The organism is Bradyrhizobium macuxiense (assembly GCF_001542415.1).
In the GTDB taxonomy this organism is placed as follows: Bacteria; Pseudomonadota; Alphaproteobacteria; order Rhizobiales; family Xanthobacteraceae; genus Bradyrhizobium; species Bradyrhizobium macuxiense.
On the sequence record NZ_LNCU01000104.1, the window covers coordinates 54,029 to 72,779 of the forward strand.

The 18,751-nt window shown below is 64.5% G+C and carries 15 protein-coding genes and 1 pseudogene; 9 read left to right on the forward strand and 7 right to left on the reverse strand.

The window, feature by feature from the left end:
- From AS156_RS45155 to AS156_RS31025, 7 genes and pseudogenes are all read left to right on the forward strand, one after another.
- Positions 1 to 364 (forward strand): annotated as a pseudogene (locus AS156_RS45155) (sunset domain-containing protein); the annotation flags it as partial.
- 96 nt (positions 365 to 460) lie between these two features.
- Positions 461 to 1,294 carry an LssY C-terminal domain-containing protein gene (locus AS156_RS31000; protein WP_066512883.1) on the forward strand — a complete coding sequence of 278 codons (834 nt, stop codon included), beginning with the start codon at positions 461 to 463 and terminating at the stop codon, positions 1,292 to 1,294.
- Between the two features lie 131 nt (positions 1,295 to 1,425).
- Positions 1,426 to 2,610, forward strand: coding sequence for a pyridoxal-phosphate-dependent aminotransferase family protein (locus AS156_RS31005; protein WP_066512886.1), 1,185 nt, complete (start codon positions 1,426 to 1,428; stop codon positions 2,608 to 2,610).
- Between the two features lie 342 nt (positions 2,611 to 2,952).
- Entirely contained in the window at positions 2,953 to 4,005 is a 1,053-nt protein-coding gene (locus AS156_RS31010; protein WP_245313150.1) for an ABC transporter ATP-binding protein, read from the forward strand.
- Between the two features lie 24 nt (positions 4,006 to 4,029).
- Positions 4,030 to 5,094, forward strand: a complete 1,065-nt coding sequence (locus tag AS156_RS31015; protein WP_066512891.1) for an ABC transporter substrate-binding protein — start codon at positions 4,030 to 4,032, stop codon at positions 5,092 to 5,094.
- A 137-nt stretch (positions 5,095 to 5,231) separates the two neighbouring features.
- A complete protein-coding gene (locus tag AS156_RS31020; protein ID WP_066512896.1) occupies positions 5,232 to 6,947 on the forward strand; it encodes an ABC transporter permease in 1,716 nt (571 codons plus the stop codon).
- Between the two features lie 177 nt (positions 6,948 to 7,124).
- Positions 7,125 to 9,257 carry a S9 family peptidase gene (locus tag AS156_RS31025; RefSeq protein WP_430641824.1) on the forward strand — a complete coding sequence of 711 codons (2,133 nt, stop codon included), beginning with the start codon at positions 7,125 to 7,127 and terminating at the stop codon, positions 9,255 to 9,257.
- A gap of 195 nt (positions 9,258 to 9,452) precedes the next feature.
- Here the strand turns inward: AS156_RS31025 and AS156_RS31030 are convergent, their stop codons facing one another.
- Both AS156_RS31030 and araD read right to left on the reverse strand, forming a co-directional pair.
- Entirely contained in the window at positions 9,453 to 10,172 is a 720-nt protein-coding gene (locus AS156_RS31030; RefSeq protein ID WP_066512902.1) for a ribonuclease activity regulator RraA, read from the reverse strand.
- 116 nt (positions 10,173 to 10,288) lie between these two features.
- Positions 10,289 to 12,025, reverse strand: a complete 1,737-nt coding sequence (araD, locus tag AS156_RS31035) for an L-arabinonate dehydratase (RefSeq protein ID WP_066512904.1) — start codon at positions 12,023 to 12,025, stop codon at positions 10,289 to 10,291.
- Positions 12,026 to 12,332: 307 nt separating this feature from the next.
- On the opposite strand from araD, the gene AS156_RS31040 reads away from it, so the two are divergent.
- The gene (locus tag AS156_RS31040) at positions 12,333 to 15,473 is read left to right on the forward strand and encodes a PAS domain S-box protein (RefSeq protein ID WP_066512907.1); all 3,141 of its coding nucleotides are present in this window, start codon (positions 12,333 to 12,335) and stop codon (positions 15,471 to 15,473) included.
- A gap of 62 nt (positions 15,474 to 15,535) precedes the next feature.
- On the opposite strand, the gene AS156_RS31045 is transcribed toward AS156_RS31040, so the two are convergent.
- The gene (locus AS156_RS31045) at positions 15,536 to 16,171 is read right to left on the reverse strand and encodes a response regulator transcription factor (protein WP_066512909.1); all 636 of its coding nucleotides are present in this window, start codon (positions 16,169 to 16,171) and stop codon (positions 15,536 to 15,538) included.
- Between the two features lie 152 nt (positions 16,172 to 16,323).
- Here AS156_RS31045 and AS156_RS31050 point away from each other — a divergent pair, with 152 nt between their 5' ends.
- A complete protein-coding gene (locus AS156_RS31050) occupies positions 16,324 to 16,632 on the forward strand; it encodes a hypothetical protein (RefSeq protein ID WP_066512911.1) in 309 nt (102 codons plus the stop codon).
- A 130-nt stretch (positions 16,633 to 16,762) separates the two neighbouring features.
- Here AS156_RS31050 and AS156_RS31055 read toward each other — a convergent pair whose 3' ends face one another.
- The 4 genes from AS156_RS31055 to AS156_RS31070 form a co-directional block, all read right to left on the reverse strand.
- Positions 16,763 to 17,083 carry a pilus assembly protein PilZ gene (locus AS156_RS31055; protein WP_066512913.1) on the reverse strand — a complete coding sequence of 107 codons (321 nt, stop codon included), beginning with the start codon at positions 17,081 to 17,083 and terminating at the stop codon, positions 16,763 to 16,765.
- 3 nt (positions 17,084 to 17,086) lie between these two features.
- On the reverse strand, positions 17,087 to 17,953 hold the full coding sequence (locus tag AS156_RS31060; RefSeq protein WP_066512919.1) for a CheR family methyltransferase: 867 nt from the start codon (positions 17,951 to 17,953) through the stop codon (positions 17,087 to 17,089).
- Positions 17,954 to 17,988: 35 nt separating this feature from the next.
- Positions 17,989 to 18,378 carry a response regulator gene (locus tag AS156_RS31065; RefSeq protein ID WP_066512922.1) on the reverse strand — a complete coding sequence of 130 codons (390 nt, stop codon included), beginning with the start codon at positions 18,376 to 18,378 and terminating at the stop codon, positions 17,989 to 17,991.
- Positions 18,353 to 18,751: chemotaxis protein CheW (locus AS156_RS31070; RefSeq protein WP_245313147.1), on the reverse strand; the 399-nt coding region annotated here is incomplete at its 5' end. The genes AS156_RS31070 and AS156_RS31065, both read right to left, overlap by 26 nt.

Here is an 18,751-nt window from a genome sequence, read left to right on the forward strand (position 1 = left end):
CCGCCTCTCGCACGACTATGAACCGGACCAGAAGGCGGCGCGCGAGGCCAAGGCCGGGATGTGGCAGGGTGCGTTCATCGCACCGTGGGACTGGCGCGTGCGCAACAAGAAGACGCCGATCCTCGGCTCCGTGAAGCCGCCGGAGGGCGCCCACGCGATCCTGCTCGCATCGGCCTCCGGCCCGGTCGCGCCCTCGCCCGACTGCACCATCAAGGGCAACGTCAATCGCTCCGGCGAATGCATCTATCACAAGCCGACCAGCCGCTGGTACGCGCGGATCGAGATGAAGATCAGCAAGGGCACGCGCTGGTTCTGCTCGGTCGAGGAAGCCGAGGCCGCCGGCTGCCGCGAGACGCGGCGCTGACGTTTGAATGAGTTTGATTTCTAGTCGCATCGACAGTGCGCCCCCCTCTCCCGCTTGCGGGGGAGGTGAAGAGCGCCCGCGGACGGGCTGTACCCCGTGACTGACACCCGACACGATCCGCAAGCAGCGCACCGGCGCCACCGCATCAGGCGCGTCGCGATGGCGCTGCTATTCTTCGTGGTGACGTATCTGGTCGCGGCCTATCTGGTGCTGCCGGAGATCTGGAAGCACTACGAGCATCAGAAGGGACTGGCCGACCTGCCGATGGTGACGCACACCGCGCAAGGCATTCCCGGTGACCCGATGAATATCGGGCTGATCGGCGATCTCGCCGACGTGGTGTGCGCGATGCATGAGGCCGGCTGGTATCCGGCCGACCGGATCACCCTGAAATCCTCGATCGAGATCGTCGGCAGCGTGCTGCTCGACCGGCCCTACAAGGATGCGCCGGTCAGCAACCTGTTCTATCTCGGCAGGCGCGAGGACCTCGCCTTCGAGAGGCCGGTCGGAACGAGCGCGGATCGCCGCAACCATGTGCGGTTCTGGAAGGTGCTCGATTCGGGCGAGGAGAAGCGTCCGGTCTGGCTCGGCGCTGCGACACTCGATCGTGGCGTCGGTGTCAGTCACTACACCGGCGCCGTGACCCACCACATCGCGCCCGACCTCGACGCCGAGCGCGCGCTGCTCGCCACTGATCTCGAGTCCGCCGGCCTGGTCACTGCGAAATATCAAGTCACCGGGGTCGGCCCGACACTGGCCGGCCGCAATGGCGGCGGCGATCCCTATTTCACCGACGGCGAGATCTGGGTGCTCCGCCTGGTCGAAGCCTGCAAGAAGCACCATGGCACGGTCGAGCAGATTCCAAGCCCGGCGGCGACCGAATTCAAGGACCAGGTCTGGCACGCAGTCGTCGAAGCGATCGGAAAATAGCACGGCCGCTCCGCAGTTTTTGAAGCTCTGGATTGCTTCGCCATGCTCGCAATCGCGGCCTCGATGGAATATTCTCCGGCCTTGACCCCACACACGCTTGATTCCGCGTTTTACCCATAAGGAACAAGAAGATGACCGTTCGCGCGGGCCGGGAATTTCTGGCCATCCCCGGGCCCACCACGATGCCTGATCAGGTGCTGCAGGCGATGCATCGCCCGGCGCTCGACATCTACTCCACCGAGATGGTCGAATTGACCGAGAGCCTGCTGCGCGATCTCTCGAAACTGTTCGCCACCAAGGGCAAATCCTACATCTACATCTCCAACGGCCACGGTGCCTGGGAGGCGACGCTCTCCAACGTGCTGTCGCGCGGCGACAAGGTGCTGGTGCTGGAGAGCGGCCGTTTCGCGATCGGCTGGGGCCAGGCCGCGGCCGCGATGGGTGCCGAGGTTGAGGTGCTGAAGGGCGACTGGCGCCGCGCGATCCGGCCCGCCGAGGTCGCGGAGCGGCTGCAGCGCGACAAGGAACACAAGATCAAGGCGATCCTTGCCGTGCAGGTCGACACTGCGTCGGGCGCCTACAACGACGTCGAGGCGATCGGCAAGGTGATCAAGGCTTCCGGCCATCCCGCGCTGTTCATGGTCGACACCGTGGCCTCGCTCGGCTGCACGCAGTTCGAGATGGACAAATGGGGCATCGACGTCGCGATGTCGGGCTCGCAGAAGGGCCTGATGACACCGCCCGGCCTCGGCTTCGTCGCCGCCAACGACCGCGCGTGGGACGCGCACAAGAAAGCCGATTTGCGCACGCCCTACTGGGACTGGACCGAGCGCGAGGGCTCAGAACACTACCGCAAATATGCCGGCACCGCGCCGGTGCATCTGCTGTTCGCGCTGCGCGAGGCGATCAACATGCTGCACGCCGAAGGGCTGGAGAACGCGTTCGAGCGTCACCGGCTGCTGGGCGAAGCCGTGCGTCGCGCGGTCGCAGTGTGGGCCGAGGGCCAGGTGCTGGGCTTCAACATCGATGAACCCGCCGAGCGTTCCAACACAGTGACGACCGTGACCGTGAAGGGCGCCGACCCCGCCGCGATCCAGCGCTACGCCAAGGAGAAATGCGGCGTGGTGCTCGGCACCGGCATCGGCGACCTGCATGGCCAGGCGTTCCGCATCGCCCATATGGGCCACGTCAACGCGCCGATGGTGCTGGGCACACTCGGCGTCGTCGAGGTCGCGCTCAACGCGCTGAAGATTCCGCACGGCAAAGGCGGAACAGACGCCGCGGTGCAGTGGCTGGGCGAGAACGTGACGGCGTAGGTTCTATCGAGTAGATCCAGAATTGCAGACGCGCATGCCCGACCCGTCATCCCGAGGAGGCCGCAAAGCGGCCGTCTCGAAGGATCGACGGCCGGGCTCTCACCGCGAGCGGTTCTGAACACGCGGAAATCCAGGCCGTGCATCCTTCGAGACGCGCGCAAGAGCACGCTCCTCCAGCGACAAAGGCGAAGCCTTTGCGCAGGGACGACGGGGATGGATTGCATACGACGCATTACTAAGCCTGCAACACTTTCCGTTCCGACTGTTTTCCGCTTTACTGCCCGCAACAGCCGGGCACCGTTCCCTGCGACAATGTGAAATGGAGGGGATCGCTTGGCGTCGGTGGAATTGCGCGGCCTCATCAAGCGATTCGGATCGTTTGTCGCAGTCGATGACGTCTCTCTCACAATCGATCACGGGCAACTGGTCTGCCTGCTCGGGCCATCCGGCTGCGGCAAGACCACGACGCTGCGGCTGATCGCCGGTTTCCTCGAACCGTCCGACGGCGAGATCCGCGTCGGCGACCGGCTGGTCTCCTCGAGGACGCGCACACTGCCGCCCGAGCAGCGCAACATGTCGATGATCTTTCAGAGCTACGCGCTGTGGCCGCACATGACGGTGGCCGAGAACATCGTCTATGGCCTGCGGCTGCGCAAGGCCGATCGCGACACCATCGCAAGGAAGCTCGCGGCGATCCTGGCGACGACCAAGCTCGAGCCGCTGGCGCAGCGCTATCCCGGTGAGCTCTCCGGCGGCCAGCAGCAGCGCGTCGCGTTGGCGCGTGCCTTGATCGTCGGCCCCGAAACGCTGCTGCTCGACGAGCCGCTATCGAATCTGGACGCAAATTTGCGCGAAGAGATGCGCTTCGAGATCCGCAGGCTGCATGACGAATATCGCTACACCACCGTCTACGTGACCCACGACCAGTCCGAAGCGATGACCACCGCCGACCTGATCGCGGTGATGAATGCCGGCAAGATCGACCAGCTCGGCAGCCCCGAGGACATCTATGCGCGCCCCGAATCCGAATTCGTCGCGCGCTTCATCGGCGCGGCCAACGTGATCAAGGGCACCGCGCGCGACGGAACCCATGTGGAGTTTGCCGGCGCGACGCTGCAGGTGGTTGGCGCGAAGCTTGTGCCCGGCCAGAGCGCGCCAGTCGCGATCCGCCAGCATGAGATCCAGCTCGCGATGCGCGCACCTGCCGCGCAGCAGAATACGCTGAAGGCCATTGTGACCCGTCAGGTCTATCTCGGCATGAACCGCGACTACATGGTGGAGACGCCGGACGGCACGTCGTTGCGGGTCAGCACGCCGACCGAAACCGCGGTCGAGAAGGGTAGCGAGGTCTGGCTGACGCTGCCGCCCGAGCGCTGCCGCGCGCTCAGCCGATAACAAAACAAGAAACGAGAGGACACGATGCGGAAGCAGATTTCCAGACGCGATGTCCTGAAAAGCTCGGCGGCGCTTGCACTCGACGCTGTGTTTGCGTCTCCGGTACGCGCCGCGGCGCCCGAGCCCACTGCGATCACGCCTGACCTCGTCGCCGCCGCGACCAAGGAAGGCAAGCTCGTCTTCTATTCCTCGATGGACCTGCCGGTCGGCGAGAAACTCGGCAAGGCATTCGAGACCGCTTATCCCGGTATCACCGTGCAGATCGAGCGCTCCGGCTCGGAGCGGCTGTTCCAGCGTGTCGCCCAGGAATACGGCTCCAACATTCACGCCGCCGACGTCATCAACAGCGCCGATGCCTCGCACTTCATTCCCTGGAAGAAAAGCGGCTGGCTGATGCCATTCGTGCCGGAGGATGTCGCGAAATATTTTCCGGACAGCTACCGCGATCCCGACGGCATGGCCGTGACGACGCGGCTGTGGCTGTCGTCGATCGCCTACAACACCAATCTGGTGAAGGCGGAGGACGCACCGAAGAGCTTTGCCGACCTGCTCGACCCGAAATGGGCGGGCAAGATGGTAAAGGGCCACCCGGCCTATAGCGGCACCATCATGACGACGACGTTCCAGCTCGTGCGCGAGCTCGGCTGGCCCTATCTGGAGAAGCTGTCCAAGCAGCGCGTGATGCAGGTGCAGTCCTCGACCGATCCGCCGAAGAAGCTGTCGCTCGGCGAACGCGCCGTGATGGCCGACGGTAATGAATACGGCATCGTGCTGCTGAAGGAAGCCGGCCAGCCGGTCGAGCCGGTCTACCCGACCGAGGGCACACCGACGATCTCGGGTCCAACTGGCATCTTCGCCGGCGCACCGCATCCCAACGCCGCAAAGCTGTTCCAGGCCTGGCTGCACACCCGCGAGACCCAGCAGTTCTTCGTCGACTTCACCGGACAGTATTCGGTGCACGCGCAAGTGCAGCCGAAGGCGGGTCGGCGCAAGCTCTCCGACATCAAGCTGATGAAGGAGGATCCGGCCGGCGTCGAGGCGATGACCGAAGAGATCAAGACGCGCTACGCGCGGCTGTTCAGGGTTTAGATGCCCCGGCTCTCACATCCTTCGTCATTCCGGGATGCGCCTCTTGGCGCAGGCCCGGAATCCATACTCACGATCGTGGTTATGGATTCCGGGCTCGCGCTCTGCGGGGCCCGGAATGACAGAGGGTGGTCTTTTACATGACCCTCACCACCTCCCCCGCCGCAAAACCTCGCATCGACTGGACGCGCCCCGTCCTCTGGCTGTTCGCCGCCGTGCTAATGCTTCTGATCCTGCTGCCGCTGTCGTGGCTTGCGGTGTACGCCTTCACCGACAAGAATCGGCACCTGACGCTGCAGAACTTCGTCACCCTGTTCAGCAATCCCGACTTCCTCGATCCGCTGCTGACGACCGCGATCATCGCGGTCACGTCGGCCGTGATCTGCTGCGCGATCGCGGCGCCGATCGGCTGGCTGGTGTCCCGCACCGACATGCCGGGCCGGCAGATCATCCGCGCGCTGGTGACGGCGTCCTTCGTGACGCCGCCGTTCCTCGGCGCGATCGCGTGGGAATTGCTGGCGGCACCGAATTCGGGGCTGCTGAACCAGCTCTACCGGCTGTTCGCCGGCGAGGATGCGGATGCGCTGTTCAACATCTATTCGCTGACCGGGATCATCTTCGTGATCTCCTGCTACACCTTCCCGTTCGTCTTCGTGCTGGTGGCGAATGCGCTCGACACCATGCCGGGTGAGCTGGAGGACGCCTCCGCGATCCTCGGGGGCAACGCCTGGACCACGGCGCGGCGGATCACGATTCCGCTCGCGCTGCCCGCGCTGGTCGCCGGCGCGCTGATCGCGTTCCTGCAGGCGATGACGCTGTTCGGCTCGCCCGCGATCCTGGCGCTGCCGGCCGGCTTCCACACCATGACGACCAAGATCTGGAGCCTGTTCCAGTACCCGCCGAAACTGGAGCTGGCCGCGGCGGCGGCCATGCCGCTGCTGTTGCTGACGATCCCGCTGCTGCAGGGGCAGAAGTTCCTGCTCGGGCGTCGCGGCTATTCGGTGATCGGCGGCAAATATGGCGCGCCGCGCCGGGTGGAATTGAAAGGCTGGCGCTTGATAGCACTCGGCTTCTGCCTTCTGGTGCTGCTCAACCCGGTGTTCCTGCCCTATCTCGCGTTGCTCAATGCCGCGTTCTCGCCGAATGCCACCACGCTGGTGACGCCGTCGACGCTGACGCTGCACAACATCGTCTTCGTGTTCACGGAGCTGTCATCGACCCAGCTTGCGCTGAAGAACACCGTGATCCTGGGCACCGCGACCGCGACGATCGGCACCATCCTCGCGCTCGTCATCGCCTATGTGACGACGCGGCGGGCGATCGCGGGCCATCGCATGCTCGGCTTCCTCGCCACCGCGCCGGTCGCCGTCCCCGGCATCGTGCTCGGTGTCGGCCTGTTCCTGAGCTACACGCGACCGCCCTTCGTGCTCTACGGCACACTGTGGATCCTGCTGCTAGCGTTCCTCACCATCAATCTGCCCTCGGCCTATCAGCAATTGCAGGCGGCGTTCGCAACGATCCATCCCGAGCTCGAGGAGGCGAGCCGCATCCTCGGCGCGACGCGGTTGCAGGCGCTGCGCCAGATCACCGCGCCGCTGTTGCGCACCGGCGTGATCGCGACCTGGTGCTTCATCTTCATCGGCGTGATGCGAGAACTCTCGGCCGCGATCGTGCTGTTCACCTCGCAGACCAAGGTGCTGTCGGTCCTGATCTACGACCTCAATGAAGGCGGCGACCTCGCCGCGATCGCCGTGCTCGGCATCGCGATGCTGGTGATCACCTTCGCCGTGGTGCTGGCGGTGAACCAGATTCCGATGTCCGGCGACAATGCGGGTGCAAAGCTGAGGAACGGGTAGCTTCCAGCGCCGTCATTGCGAGCCAACGGGTCGCGCGAACGCGCGCCCGATGACAGGCTCCGCGAAGCAATCCATCCCCTCCCCGTGGGGGATAGAATGGATCGCTTCGTAGCTTCGCTCCTCGCAATGACGGCAGAACCCATCTGGCAATCGCCACATTCATCCCGATATAAGACGATGCCCCCGCAGAATGAGGATCGTGTGACCCAATCCGCCACCAAGACATCGCCGCCCGTCGCGCCGCGCCGGCCGCATAGCTTCACCACCCACGGCATCACGGTGACGGACGATTATGCGTGGATCAAGGATCCGAAGTGGCAGGAGGTGCTGCGCGATCCTTCGATCCTCGATCCCGACATCCGCAAATATCTGGAAGAAGAGAACAGCTATACCGAGGCCCTGCTCGGCCACACCGCTGGCTTGCAGAAGCAGCTCGTCAAGGAGATGCGCGGCCGGATCAAGGAAGACGATTCCAGCGTACCTTCGCCGGATGGCCCCTTCGCCTATTTCAGGAAGTTCCGCGAAGGTGGCCAGCATGAGCTGTTCTGCCGGACGCCGCGCGATGGCGGTGACGCTCACGTCGTGCTCGACGGCGACGCGCTGGCAAAGGACCATGACTACTTCAGGTTCGGCGGCAGCCGGCATTCCAACGACCACCGGCTGCACGCCTGGAGCGCCGACACCAAGGGCTCCGAGTATTTTTCCATCCGGGTGCGCGACTGGGCCTCCGGCGGCGATCTCGACGATTGCGTCGAGGAGACCGACGGCGGCGTGGTCTGGGCCGCCGATTCGAAGAGCTTCTTCTACGTCAAGCTCGACGACAATCATCGCCCGATGCAGGTGTGGCGGCACAGGCTCGGCACCAAACAGGCCGACGACACCCTCGTCTACGAAGAACAGGATCCCGGCTGGTTCACCCATCTGCACGAAAGTTCGAGCGGCCGCTTCTGCGTGATCGCCGGCGGCGATCACGAGACTTCGGAGCAGCGGCTGATCGATCTCGCCAATCCCGACGCACCGCCGCGGCTGGTCGCGACGCGCGAGGAAGGCGTGCAGTATTCGATCGCCGACCGCGGCGACGAGCTCTATATCCTCACCAATGCCGACGACGCCATCGACTTCAAGGTGGTGACCGCGCCGCTGGCGTCTCCCGAGCGCACCAACTGGCGCGACCTGATCCCGTATCGCGAAGGCATCTACGTGCTCGATGTCGAGCTCTATGCCGGCCACATGGTGCGGCTGGAGCGCGCCAACGCGCTGCCGGCGATCGTCATCCGCGACCTCAAGAGCGGCGAGGAGCACGCGATCGCCTTCGACGAAGCGGCCTATTCGCTCGACACGATGGGCAGCTACGAGTTCGAGACCACGAACCTGCGCTTTTCCTATTCGTCGATGACGACGCCGTCGGAAGTCTTTGACTACGACATGGTGAAACGGACCCGGGTGCTGCGCAAGCAGCAGGAGATTCCGTCCGGCCACAACCCGGCGGACTACGTCACCACGCGCATCATGGCCACCTCACATGACGGCGCGCAGGTTCCGGTCTCGATCCTGCACCGCAAGGACTTCGTGCGCGACGGCAAGGCGCCGCTGCTGCTCTACGGCTACGGCGCCTACGGCATGGCGATGCCGGCGTCATTCGCCGCCAACCGGCTGTCGCTGGTCGACCGCGGTTTCGTCTATGCGATCGCGCATATCCGCGGCGGCGCCGACAAGGGCTGGGGCTGGTATCTAGACGGCAAGCGCGAGAAGAAGGTCCACACGTTCGACGATTTCGCCGCCGCCGGGCGTGCGCTGATCGACGCCAAATACACCAATGCCAAGCGCATCGTCGGCCATGGCGGCTCGGCCGGCGGCATGCTGATGGGCGCGGTTGCCAACCGCGCCGGTGAACTGTTCGCCGGCATCGTCGCCGAGGTGCCGTTCGTCGACGTGCTCAACACCATGCTCGACGACACGCTGCCGCTCACGCCGCCGGAATGGCCGGAATGGGGCAACCCGATCGAGAGCGAGAAGGACTTCCGCACCATCCTGTCCTACTCGCCCTACGACAATGTCGCGGCGAAGCATTATCCTGCGATCCTCGCGATGAGTGGATTGACCGATCCGCGCGTCACCTATTGGGAGCCGGCGAAATGGATCGCGCGGATGCGCGCCACCATGACAGGCGGCGGCCCGGTGCTGCTGCGGACCAACATGGGCGCCGGCCACGGCGGCGCCTCCGGCCGGTTCAACCGCCTCGACGAAGTCGCGATCGTCTACGCGTTTGCGCTGTGGACGATGAGGATGGCCGAGCAGGCGGAAGTGTAGCGATAGTCAGCGGGGTTTAATGCAGCCCCCTCCCCATCGTCGTCCTGGCGAAAGCCAGGACCCATACCGCGTGATCGAGCAATGAGCCGCGATGCTCGTCTCACGCGATTAATCACTGCCAGCCTTCGCCAAATAACCGCCTGTGGTTATGGGTCCTGGCTTTCGCCAGCACGACGGTAGAATGTGTGCCGTCAGCTACCGCCCCTTCGCCTTCCGCCAGACCGCGAAATCCTTCAGCGTCTGCTCGTCGGTCGCCGGATAGAGGCCGAGGATGCTGCGGCCCTTGTGGACTTCCTCGGTGACGAAATCCTCGAATGCAGTCATCTCGAAGGTCTCGTCCGCGATCTCGTCGGCGAGGTGCGCAGGGATGACGATGACGCCGTCGCTGTCGCCGAGGATCACGTCGCCGGGAAACACCGGCGCGTCGCCGCACCCGATCGGCACGTTGATCTCGATCGCCTGATGCAGCGTGAGATTGGTCGGCGCGCTGGGCCGGTGATGGAAGGCGGGAAAGCCTAGCCTTGCGATCTCGGCCGCGTCGCGAAAGCCGCCATCGGTGACGACGCCAGCGCAGCCGCGCTTCATCAACCGCGTCACCAGGATCGCGCCGGCCGAGGCAGCACGCGCGTCCTTGCGGCTGTCCATCACCAGCACGGCACCCGGCGGGCAATCCTCGATCGCCTTGCGCTGCGGATGCGAGCGATCGCGGAACACCTCGATCTTGTTGAGGTCCTCGCGCGCCGGCATGTAGCGCAGCGTGAAGGCTTCACCGATCATGGTCGGCTGATCCCCGCTCAAGGGATGGACATCCTGGATCGCCTGGATGCGGAAGCCGCGCTTGAACAGCGCGGTCGCCACAGTGGCCGTGGAGACGGATTTCAGCTTGTTGCGGGTGGTGTCGCTGAGTTTTGACATGAAATTTATCCCGATTGTCATTCCGGGGCGATGCGCAGCATCGAACCCGGAATCTCGAGGTTCCACAATGCGCAATTGCGCATTGGGGTTCGCTTCGCGCCCCGGAACGACAGTGACTAATAGATCGACGGCTCGCCGACCGGCTTGCCGAAGCCAGTCTCGAGGAAATCGAAATCGCAGCCTTCATTGGCCTGCTTGATGTGCCTGGAGAACATCCAGCCGTAGCCGCGCTCGAAGCGGCGCTCGGGCGCGCGCCATGCGGCACGGCGTTTCGCCAGCTCCGCCTCCGGCACATCGAGATTGATGGTGCGCGCGGCGACATCGATCGTGATACGGTCGCCGTTCCGCACCAGCGACAGCGGGCCGCCGATGAAGGATTCCGGCGAGACGTGCAGGATGCAGGCGCCGTAGCTGGTGCCGCTCATGCGCGCATCCGACAGCCGCACCATGTCCCGCACGCCCTGCTTCACGAGCTTGGTCGGGATCGGCAGCATGCCCCATTCCGGCATGCCCGGCCCGCCCTGCGGCCCCGCATTGCGCAGGATCAGCACATGGTCCGCCGTGACGTCGAGATCGGGATCGTCGACCGCCTTCTTCATCGACGGATAGTCGTCGAACACCAGCGCTGGCCCGGTGTGCTTGAGGAATCGCGGATCGCACGCGGACGGTTTGATCACGCAGCCGTCGGGCGCGAGATTGCCCTTCAGGACCGCGAGCGCGCCTTCCTTGTAGATCGGATTGGCGACGTCGCGGATGACGTCGTCATTATAGACCTCGGCGTCAGCAATGTTCTCGCCGAGCGTCTTGCCCGATGCGGTCATGCAGCCGAGATGCAGATGGTCCTTGATCCGGCTCATCAGGCCGGGCAGCCCGCCGGCGTAGAAGAAATCCTCCATCAAATAGCGATCGCCGCTCGGCCGCACATTGGCGATCACCGGCACCTTGCGGCTCGCCGTCTCGAAATCGTCGAGCGAAATATCCTGCCCGGCGCGGCGCGCCTGCGCGATCAGATGGATGATCGCGTTGGTCGAGCAGCCCATCGCCATCGCGACCGTGATCGCGTTCTCGAACGCCTGTCGCGTCTGGATCTTTTGCGGCGTCAGATCCTCCCACACCATCTCGACGATGCGCCGGCCGGCTTCCGAGCTCATGCGGATGTGGTTGGCGTCAGCCGCAGGAATCGAGGAAGCACCGGGCAACGTCATGCCGATCGACTCCGCGATCGCGGTCATGGTCGAGGCGGTGCCCATGGTCATGCAGGTGCCGTAGCTGCGGGCGATGCCCGCCTCCATGTCGACCCAGTCCTTGTCGGAGATCTTCCCGGCACGGCGCTCGTCCCAGTATTTCCAGGCATCCGACCCGGAACCCAGCGTGCGCCCCTTCCAGTTGCCCCTGAGCATCGGGCCGGCCGGCAGATAGATCGCGGGCAGATTCATGCTGGTGGCGCCGAGCAGCAGCGCCGGCGTGGTCTTGTCGCAGCCGCCCATCAGCACCACCCCGTCGACCGGATGGCCGCGCAACAGTTCCTCGGCATCCATCGCCAGCATGTTGCGGTAAAGCATCGTGGTCGGCTTCAAAAGCGATTCCGACAGCGACAGCGCCGGCAGCTCCATCGGAAACCCGCCGGCCATCAGCACGCCGCGCTTGACGTCGTCGACCCGGCTCTTGAAGTGCATATGACAGGGCTGCGCATCCGACCAGGTGTTGATGATCGCGATCACCGGCCGGTCCCGCCATTCCTCCGGTGCGTAGCCCATCTGCATCGCGCGCGAACGATGGCCAAAGGCGCGCAGATCGTCGGGCGCGAACCAGCGGGCGCTGCGCAGCTGGTCGGGCGTCTTGTTTTTGGTCATTTATCGCGGCCCCATATCTGTCGAAGTTGCCTGAATAGGCTAGTGTTTCAGTTCCCGGAAAGGGCTTATAAGTCGATCGTGCATATACTCGAATTCGGCTGGGGTGTCCTAGCCCGTCGATCGGGAGGCGAACGTCACGGAACATGGCGGCCAAGCGAATTCTCCGCCTGCAGGACTTGTTCAAGGCAGAGCGGGAGCACAGGTCCGGGCGCCGGCAACGGCCGTGCAACCGGCCGCGGATTCGCATGAGTATCGGCTGGGCCGTCACCTCGCACGCCCGGGCTGGCGGAAAGCTGCGACGGCCCCGATGACGCTGACGACCCGACTTGCCGTCGCAATGATTGCGCTGGTGGCGATCGCCGTTTCCGCGGTCGGATGGCTCAGCTATCGCAGCCTCGAGCAGGCGATCGTGCCGCGCATGATGGAGCGGATCGAAGCGGACGCGCGATTCGCCGCCTCGGTGCTCGAGGTCCGCGCCCGCACCACTCCCGGCGATGTCACGACCCTGCAGAGTCTCACGGCGATCGGCGGGTTGATGCGCGCGCGGCTCAATGGAGGGGTCGACCCGACCGACGGCACCACAGAGGCGGTCTGGCGGGAGCGACTTGAGAACCGGTTCGCCGCGTTGATGGCGCTCAAGCCGGCCTATGCGCTGCGCTTCATCGGGATCGCCGACGGTCATCGCGAACTTGTCCGGATCGACCGCTCCGGACCGAACGGCGAAGTACGCATCGTGCCCGAAGCGGAGTTGACGCAGGTCGGCGACGCGCCCTATTTCCGTGATGCGATCAATCTTGCGGGCGGCGACATCTACGTGTCGCCGATCAGGCTGATCGAGCACGATGGCACCGTCGTGACGCCGCACGTCGCGATCATGACGATTGCCAAACCGGTCCGGACACCCGACGGCAAGCCGTTCGGGATCATCGTGATCGATGCCGACATGCGTGCGGCGCTCGACAATGTCCGAGCGTCGGCGCGGCCGGGCGAGCGCGTCTTCGTTGTCGACGCCAAGGGCAACTATCTCGTCAATCCGGACCGCAAGCGCGAATTCGGCGCGCAGACCGGCACGCCGGCGAACTGGCAGCACGACCTGCCTTTTCTCTCGACCGCGCTCGGCACGACGCAATCCGTCGCGAAGATCGTCACGAATGACCCCATGCGAGAGGACTGCGTCGTTGCGCTCGCGCCCGTATTGCTGGCCGGACGCCAATGGGTCGCGGTGATCAACGCCGTTCCCAACAGTGTGTTCATGGCGCCGGCAGCCGCGATCCGCAACAGCTCGATCCTGGTCGGCCTGCTGGCGGTGCTCGGCGCGGGCGCCCTCGCCTGGCTGATCGCGCGATCTCTGACCCGGCCGATCACGCAATTGACCGCCGCAGTCGAGCACGTCGGTGAAAAAGGGACTGCCGCCATTCCGGTCAATGCCGGCGGCGAGACCGGCGTGCTGGCGCGCGCTTTCGTTCGCGTGATGGACGAGGCGAACGCCAAGACCGTGGCGCTGGAGCGCGAGGCGGCTGAGCGTCGCCGCACCGAGGCCGCGCGCGATCACCATGCCGAGCGCGAGCACCTGTACGCATCGGCTGTCGAATCCTCCAACGACGCCATCATCACGATGTCGCTCCAGGGGACCATCACCGGCTGGAACCCGGCTGCCGAGCGGCTGTATGGCTACAGCGCCGACGAGGCGGTGGGCCGAAACATCTCCCTGATCGTGCCGCCGGATCGGCGCGCCGAGATGGACGACATCATTCGCAGGACCGGGCGGGATGAACGGATCGAGCAAAATGAAACCGTGCGTCTGCGCAAGGACGGCAGCACGGTCGACGTATCGCTCTCGATCGCGCCGATCAAGGCGCTGTCGGGCGCCGTCATCGGCATCGCCAAGTCGACCTACGACATGACCGAGAGCCGTAAGTCCGAGGAGAGCCTGCGCGAAAGCGCACAGCTCGCGAGGGGCATCATCGACGGCTCGCTCGACGCCTTCGTGCAGATCAATCAGTTCGGCGTCATCCGCGACTGGAATACGCAGGCGGAGGCGATCTTCGGCTGGACCCGCGAGGAGGCAATCGGCCGCAACGCCTTCGAGCTGATGGGCCGGCCGGGCGGTCCGCTCAGGACGGCGCTCGCCGGGTTCCTGAGCTCCGGCGGCGAACTGGTTCGCCAACCTCGCCGCGAGGCGCAGATCTGGCGTCGCGACGGCAGCGAATTCACCGCCGAGTTGAGCATCTCGGCGCTGAAGACCCGCGATGGTTTCGTGTTCAACGGCTTCATCCGCGACCTCACCGAGAAGATCGCCGCCGAGGACCGGATCCGGCAGTCGGAGAAAATGGAAGCGGTCGGCCAGCTCACCGGCGGCATCGCACACGACTTCAACAATATCCTCACCGTCATCACCGGGACGATCGAGATCCTGTCCGACGCCGTGAAGAACCAGCCGCAGCTCGCGGCGATCACGCGAATGATCGACGAGGCCGCGTCGCGCGGCGCCGACCTCACCCAGCAGCTGCTGGCGTTCGCCCGCAAGCAGCCGCTCGAGCCGCGCGAGATCGACGTCAACGCATTGATCATCGACACGACCAAGCTGCTGCGCCGGACGCTCGGCGAGCAGGTCGAGATCCAGTCGGCTTTCGAAGACGAAGCATGCCTGGCGGTCGTCGATCCCAACCGGCTCTCCAACGCCCTCCTCAACCTCGCCCTCAACGCCCGCGATGCCATGCCGCAAGGCGGCAGGCTCACGATCGAGACGTCATCCGTCGTGCTCGACGAGACCTATGCCGGCTCGCACGGCGACGTGCGGCCCGGCTCCTATGCCATGATCGCGGTGAGCGATACGGGAAGCGGAATTGCCGCCGACATGCTCGACAAGGTGTTCGATCCCTTCTTCACCTCGAAGGGCACCGGCAAGGGCACCGGGCTCGGTCTCAGCATGGTCTACGGCTTCGTCAAGCAGTCCGCCGGGCACATCAAGATCTACAGCGAGCAAGGGCACGGAACGACGATCCGGATGTATCTCCCGGCAGCCTCCGGTGCGGCTGTTGCGGTCGAGGAGACGACATCACTCGAGCTCGTGGGCGGCAACGAGACGATCTTGGTGGTCGAGGACGACAAGCTGGTCCGCGACTACGTGCTCGCTCAACTGCACGGGCTCGGCTACGTCACGCTGGAGGCTGCGGGCGCCAATGAAGCGCTCGCGACCGTCGCGGCCGGCAAGCCGTTCGATCTGCTGTTCACCGACGTGATCATGCCGGGGCTCAACGGCCGCCAGCTTGCCGAACAGATTTTCACGATGAAGCCCGACCTGAAGGTGCTGTACACCTCGGGCTATACGGAGAATGCGATCATCCATCACGGCCGGCTGGACGAGGGCGTCCTGCTGCTACCCAAGCCGTATCGCAAGTCGGAACTCGCGGCGATGATCCGCAAGGCGCTCGCCGACCAGGTGTGAGCTTGCGATCGTCGCCGCTGATCTGGTCGCGCCCGAAGCTGTCGAATGCTGCCGCGCGGAATTCAGGCCTGGCGCTGCGCCGTCATCACGATGCGGACGAGGTCGGCGGCGTTGCGCGCGCCGAGCTTCTTCATGATGTTGGCACGGTGATCCTCGATCGTGCGCGGGCTGATACCGAGGTGACGTCCGGCTTCCTTGTTGGACGCACCGGAGGTGAATTGCTCGAGGACCTCGCGCTCGCGGCGGGTCAGCGGCTCGCGTCCCGGAAAATGCAGCGATGCGATGCGCGACGCAGAGGTTTCCGCCTGGCGCCGCGTGTAGGCATCGATCGCTTCGTTCAGGCGGCTGACGATCTCGTTGCCGCGGAACGGCTTCTCGATGAAATCCAGTGCACCGCTCTTGATGGCGCCGACCGCCATCGCGATATCGCCCTGCCCCGAGATCATGAAGATCGGCGCCGGATAATCCTCGCCGTGGAGCTCTTTCAGGATGTCGAGACCGGATTTGCCGGGAATGTGGACATCGAGCAGAATGCAGGCCGGGGTCCTCGATCGCGCAACCGAAAGCAGCGCAGCGCCATCCGCAAAGCAAATCACCTTGTAACCGGCTGTCGACAAAACCACGGACAGCGTCTCGCGAACGGCAGGATCGTCGTCGACTACGAAAATCTCCCCGCGGGGAACGCCATTCTCAGCCATGTGTATCGTCCATCAGTGGTGAAGCGAAGTGCCTGACCGCACAAGAAGTCTCTAGACCATATCGATCAATGGACCCGTATTTGTACGGGACGTTGGCTTAACGCACAAGTAGCACCGCGTTCCCTAAAAGTGGGGGCAGTGGAGAAACATGCATGGGAAATGCAGCAGCGGATAACGTTGCGGTGTGCTCGGACGAAGGCAATGATCCCTACAACCTGATTGTAGCCGACCTGGTCGCACTGATCGGGCACGTCCAGTCGAGCCTGCGGCTGATCGAATCAGCGATTGCGCGTGAAGCCTTGCTCGCCGAGCATGACGCCGCCAACAACATCTTCATCCTGGACGATGTCACGCCGCGCTACATGGCCGCGTCCACCACCCTGAGGGCCTGTGACGCTGGGCTCGGTGCCGCACTTGATCGGCTACTGGATTCCGAAGCCCCGACGCACATCCTGAACTGATCCGCCGGTCCGACAGCCGCCCCGTCCCGCGGCCACGGCTGTCGCGCAGATAGCGCTCCAACACATGAGATCGCGATCTGTTCCGCTGTTGTCTGGGAGAGACGGCGGATCTTGAGCGAGCGCGGCCGGATCAGGCCCCGATCCTGTCGGCCTCGCCGGAAACCGGCCGCTTCTTGCCCGGCTTGCCCTTGAGGAAGCCGACGTCCATTTCGGTGCCGTTGACGCGGATCAGCTCGCAGCGGCGATAGGCAAGACCGGTCGACGAGAGCAGGAGGAAGAACTCCTTCAGATTGAGCCCCTGAATGGAACCTTCGACCGTGAGGGCCGCATCGGTATCGGAGATGGCGTTGAGCCGGCAGTCACGCCGCCAGGTGCCGTCGATAGCCATGATGCAGACATCAATGCCCCGGCTGAAGGTGACGCGCTCGACGAGCTTGCCATCGTCCGTCATCGCTCAATTCCCCACCGCCATCGCGGCAGCCTTGGGCATGGTGCCGCCGCCCGACACCCGCGCGCCCGTCGGCCGGTACAGGCCGCGCCGTTCGGCGACCGGCTTGAAGCTGTCGGTCAGGCCGACCACCGTCTCTGCGGCGCCCAGCACCAGGAAGCCGTCCGCGTCCATCGATCTGGCAAGACGGTTGAAGACGTTGATCTTGGTGTCCTGGTCGAAATAGATCAGCACGTTGCGGCAAAAGATCACGTCGAAGGCGCCGAGCAGCGAGAAATCATGCAGCAGATTGAGTTGGCGGTGCTGCACCATGGAGCGCAACTCGGGATTGATCTGCCAGAACTCGCCCGATTGCTTGAAGTACTTGATCAGCATCTGGATCGGCAGTCCGCGCTGCACCTCGAACTGGCTGTAGATGCCGGCCTTCGATTTCTCCAGCACTTCCTGGGACAGGTCGGTCGCGATGATCTCGACCCGCCAGCCCGCAAGCGTCGCGCCCATCTCCTTCAGGCACATCGCCAGCGAATAGGGCTCCTGGCCGGTCGATCCGGCGGCGCACCAGATGCGGATGCTCCTGCGCGCAGCGCGCGCCTTGACGAGCTCCGGCATGATGATGTCGCGAAAATGATCAAACGGGATCTTGTCGCGAAAGAAGAAGGTCTCGTTGGTGGTCATGGCTTCGACCACCTGGACGATATGCAAGGACGAGCCGCCCTTCATCTTCATCACCAGATCGGGGATGCCGGACAGGCCGCATTTGCGCGCCAGCGGAAGCAGGCGGCTTTCGATCAGATACTGCTTGTCGGTGGACAGATCGAGTCCTGAATGATCCTTCAGGAGCTTACGCAGATACTCGTAGTCGGGGGGCGTCACTGGAGCCTCGCATAGGCAAAAGGATGAAACTGGCTTCAGGCCTCGGAGGGCAGTTCGAGTGCGAGCAGCCCGACTTCCTGGAATTTCGCGGTGACGATCTCCTTGTCGAACGGCTTCATGATGTACTCGTTGGCGCCGGCATGCAGCGCGCGCGAGATGTGATCGATGCCGTTCTCGGTGGTGCAGAACACCACTTTCGGTGCATCGCCGCCGGGCATGCGGCGGAGCTGCACGAGGAATTCGAAGCCGTCCATGACCGGCATGTTCCAGTCGAGCAGCACGGCATCCGGCATCGCACGCTTGCAAACCTCGAGCGCTTTCGCGCCGTCCTCGGCTTCTACGACGGAGAAATCCATTCCTTCGAGGATGCGGCGGGCAATCTTCCGCACCACGCTGGAATCATCGACAACAAGACATGTCTTCATGTGTTGGCCTCCTTGTTGAACCAACCGTCTTCGCGGCCGGGCATTGCGCAGCAGCAGCCAGCTTGGGCATCAATTCGAGCACGCGATCGACATCGAGGACGACCATGAGTTGGCCGTCGAGGCGGTGGACGCCGCCGGCGAGCTTGGCCATGCGGGGATCGAGGTTGACCGGGTTGTCCTCGCGGCCGGCATCGGGCAGCCGCAGCACCTCGCCGATCTGGTCGATCAGCAGACCGTAGGATTCGCCGCGCTGGTCGACACCGACCGCCATCATCGGCTTGCCGTCGCAGGCCGCGGGCAGCCCGAGCCGGGCGCGCATGTCGACCACGGTGACGATGCGGCCGCGCAGATTGAGCACGCCGGCGATCTCGCT

Excerpts from the sequence above, each read along its gene's own strand:
- AS156_RS31005 (WP_066512886.1), top strand. The coding sequence starts at position 1,426 with ATGACCGTTCGCGCGGGCCGGGAATTTCTGGCCATCCCCGGGCCCACC.
- AS156_RS31015 (WP_066512891.1), top strand. The coding sequence starts at position 4,030 with ATGCGGAAGCAGATTTCCAGACGCGATGTCCTGAAAAGCTCGGCGGCG.
- AS156_RS31020 (WP_066512896.1), top strand. The coding sequence starts at position 5,232 with ATGACCCTCACCACCTCCCCCGCCGCAAAACCTCGCATCGACTGGACG.
- AS156_RS31025 (WP_430641824.1), top strand. The coding sequence starts at position 7,125 with ATGCCCCCGCAGAATGAGGATCGTGTGACCCAATCCGCCACCAAGACA.
- AS156_RS31030 (WP_066512902.1), bottom strand. The coding sequence starts at position 10,172 with ATGTCAAAACTCAGCGACACCACCCGCAACAAGCTGAAATCCGTCTCC.
- araD (WP_066512904.1), bottom strand. The coding sequence starts at position 12,025 with ATGACCAAAAACAAGACGCCCGACCAGCTGCGCAGCGCCCGCTGGTTC.
- AS156_RS31040 (WP_066512907.1), top strand. The coding sequence starts at position 12,333 with ATGACGCTGACGACCCGACTTGCCGTCGCAATGATTGCGCTGGTGGCG.
- AS156_RS31045 (WP_066512909.1), bottom strand. The coding sequence starts at position 16,171 with ATGGCTGAGAATGGCGTTCCCCGCGGGGAGATTTTCGTAGTCGACGAC.
- AS156_RS31050 (WP_066512911.1), top strand. The coding sequence starts at position 16,324 with ATGGGAAATGCAGCAGCGGATAACGTTGCGGTGTGCTCGGACGAAGGC.
- AS156_RS31055 (WP_066512913.1), bottom strand. The coding sequence starts at position 17,083 with ATGACGGACGATGGCAAGCTCGTCGAGCGCGTCACCTTCAGCCGGGGC.
- AS156_RS31065 (WP_066512922.1), bottom strand. The coding sequence starts at position 18,378 with ATGAAGACATGTCTTGTTGTCGATGATTCCAGCGTGGTGCGGAAGATT.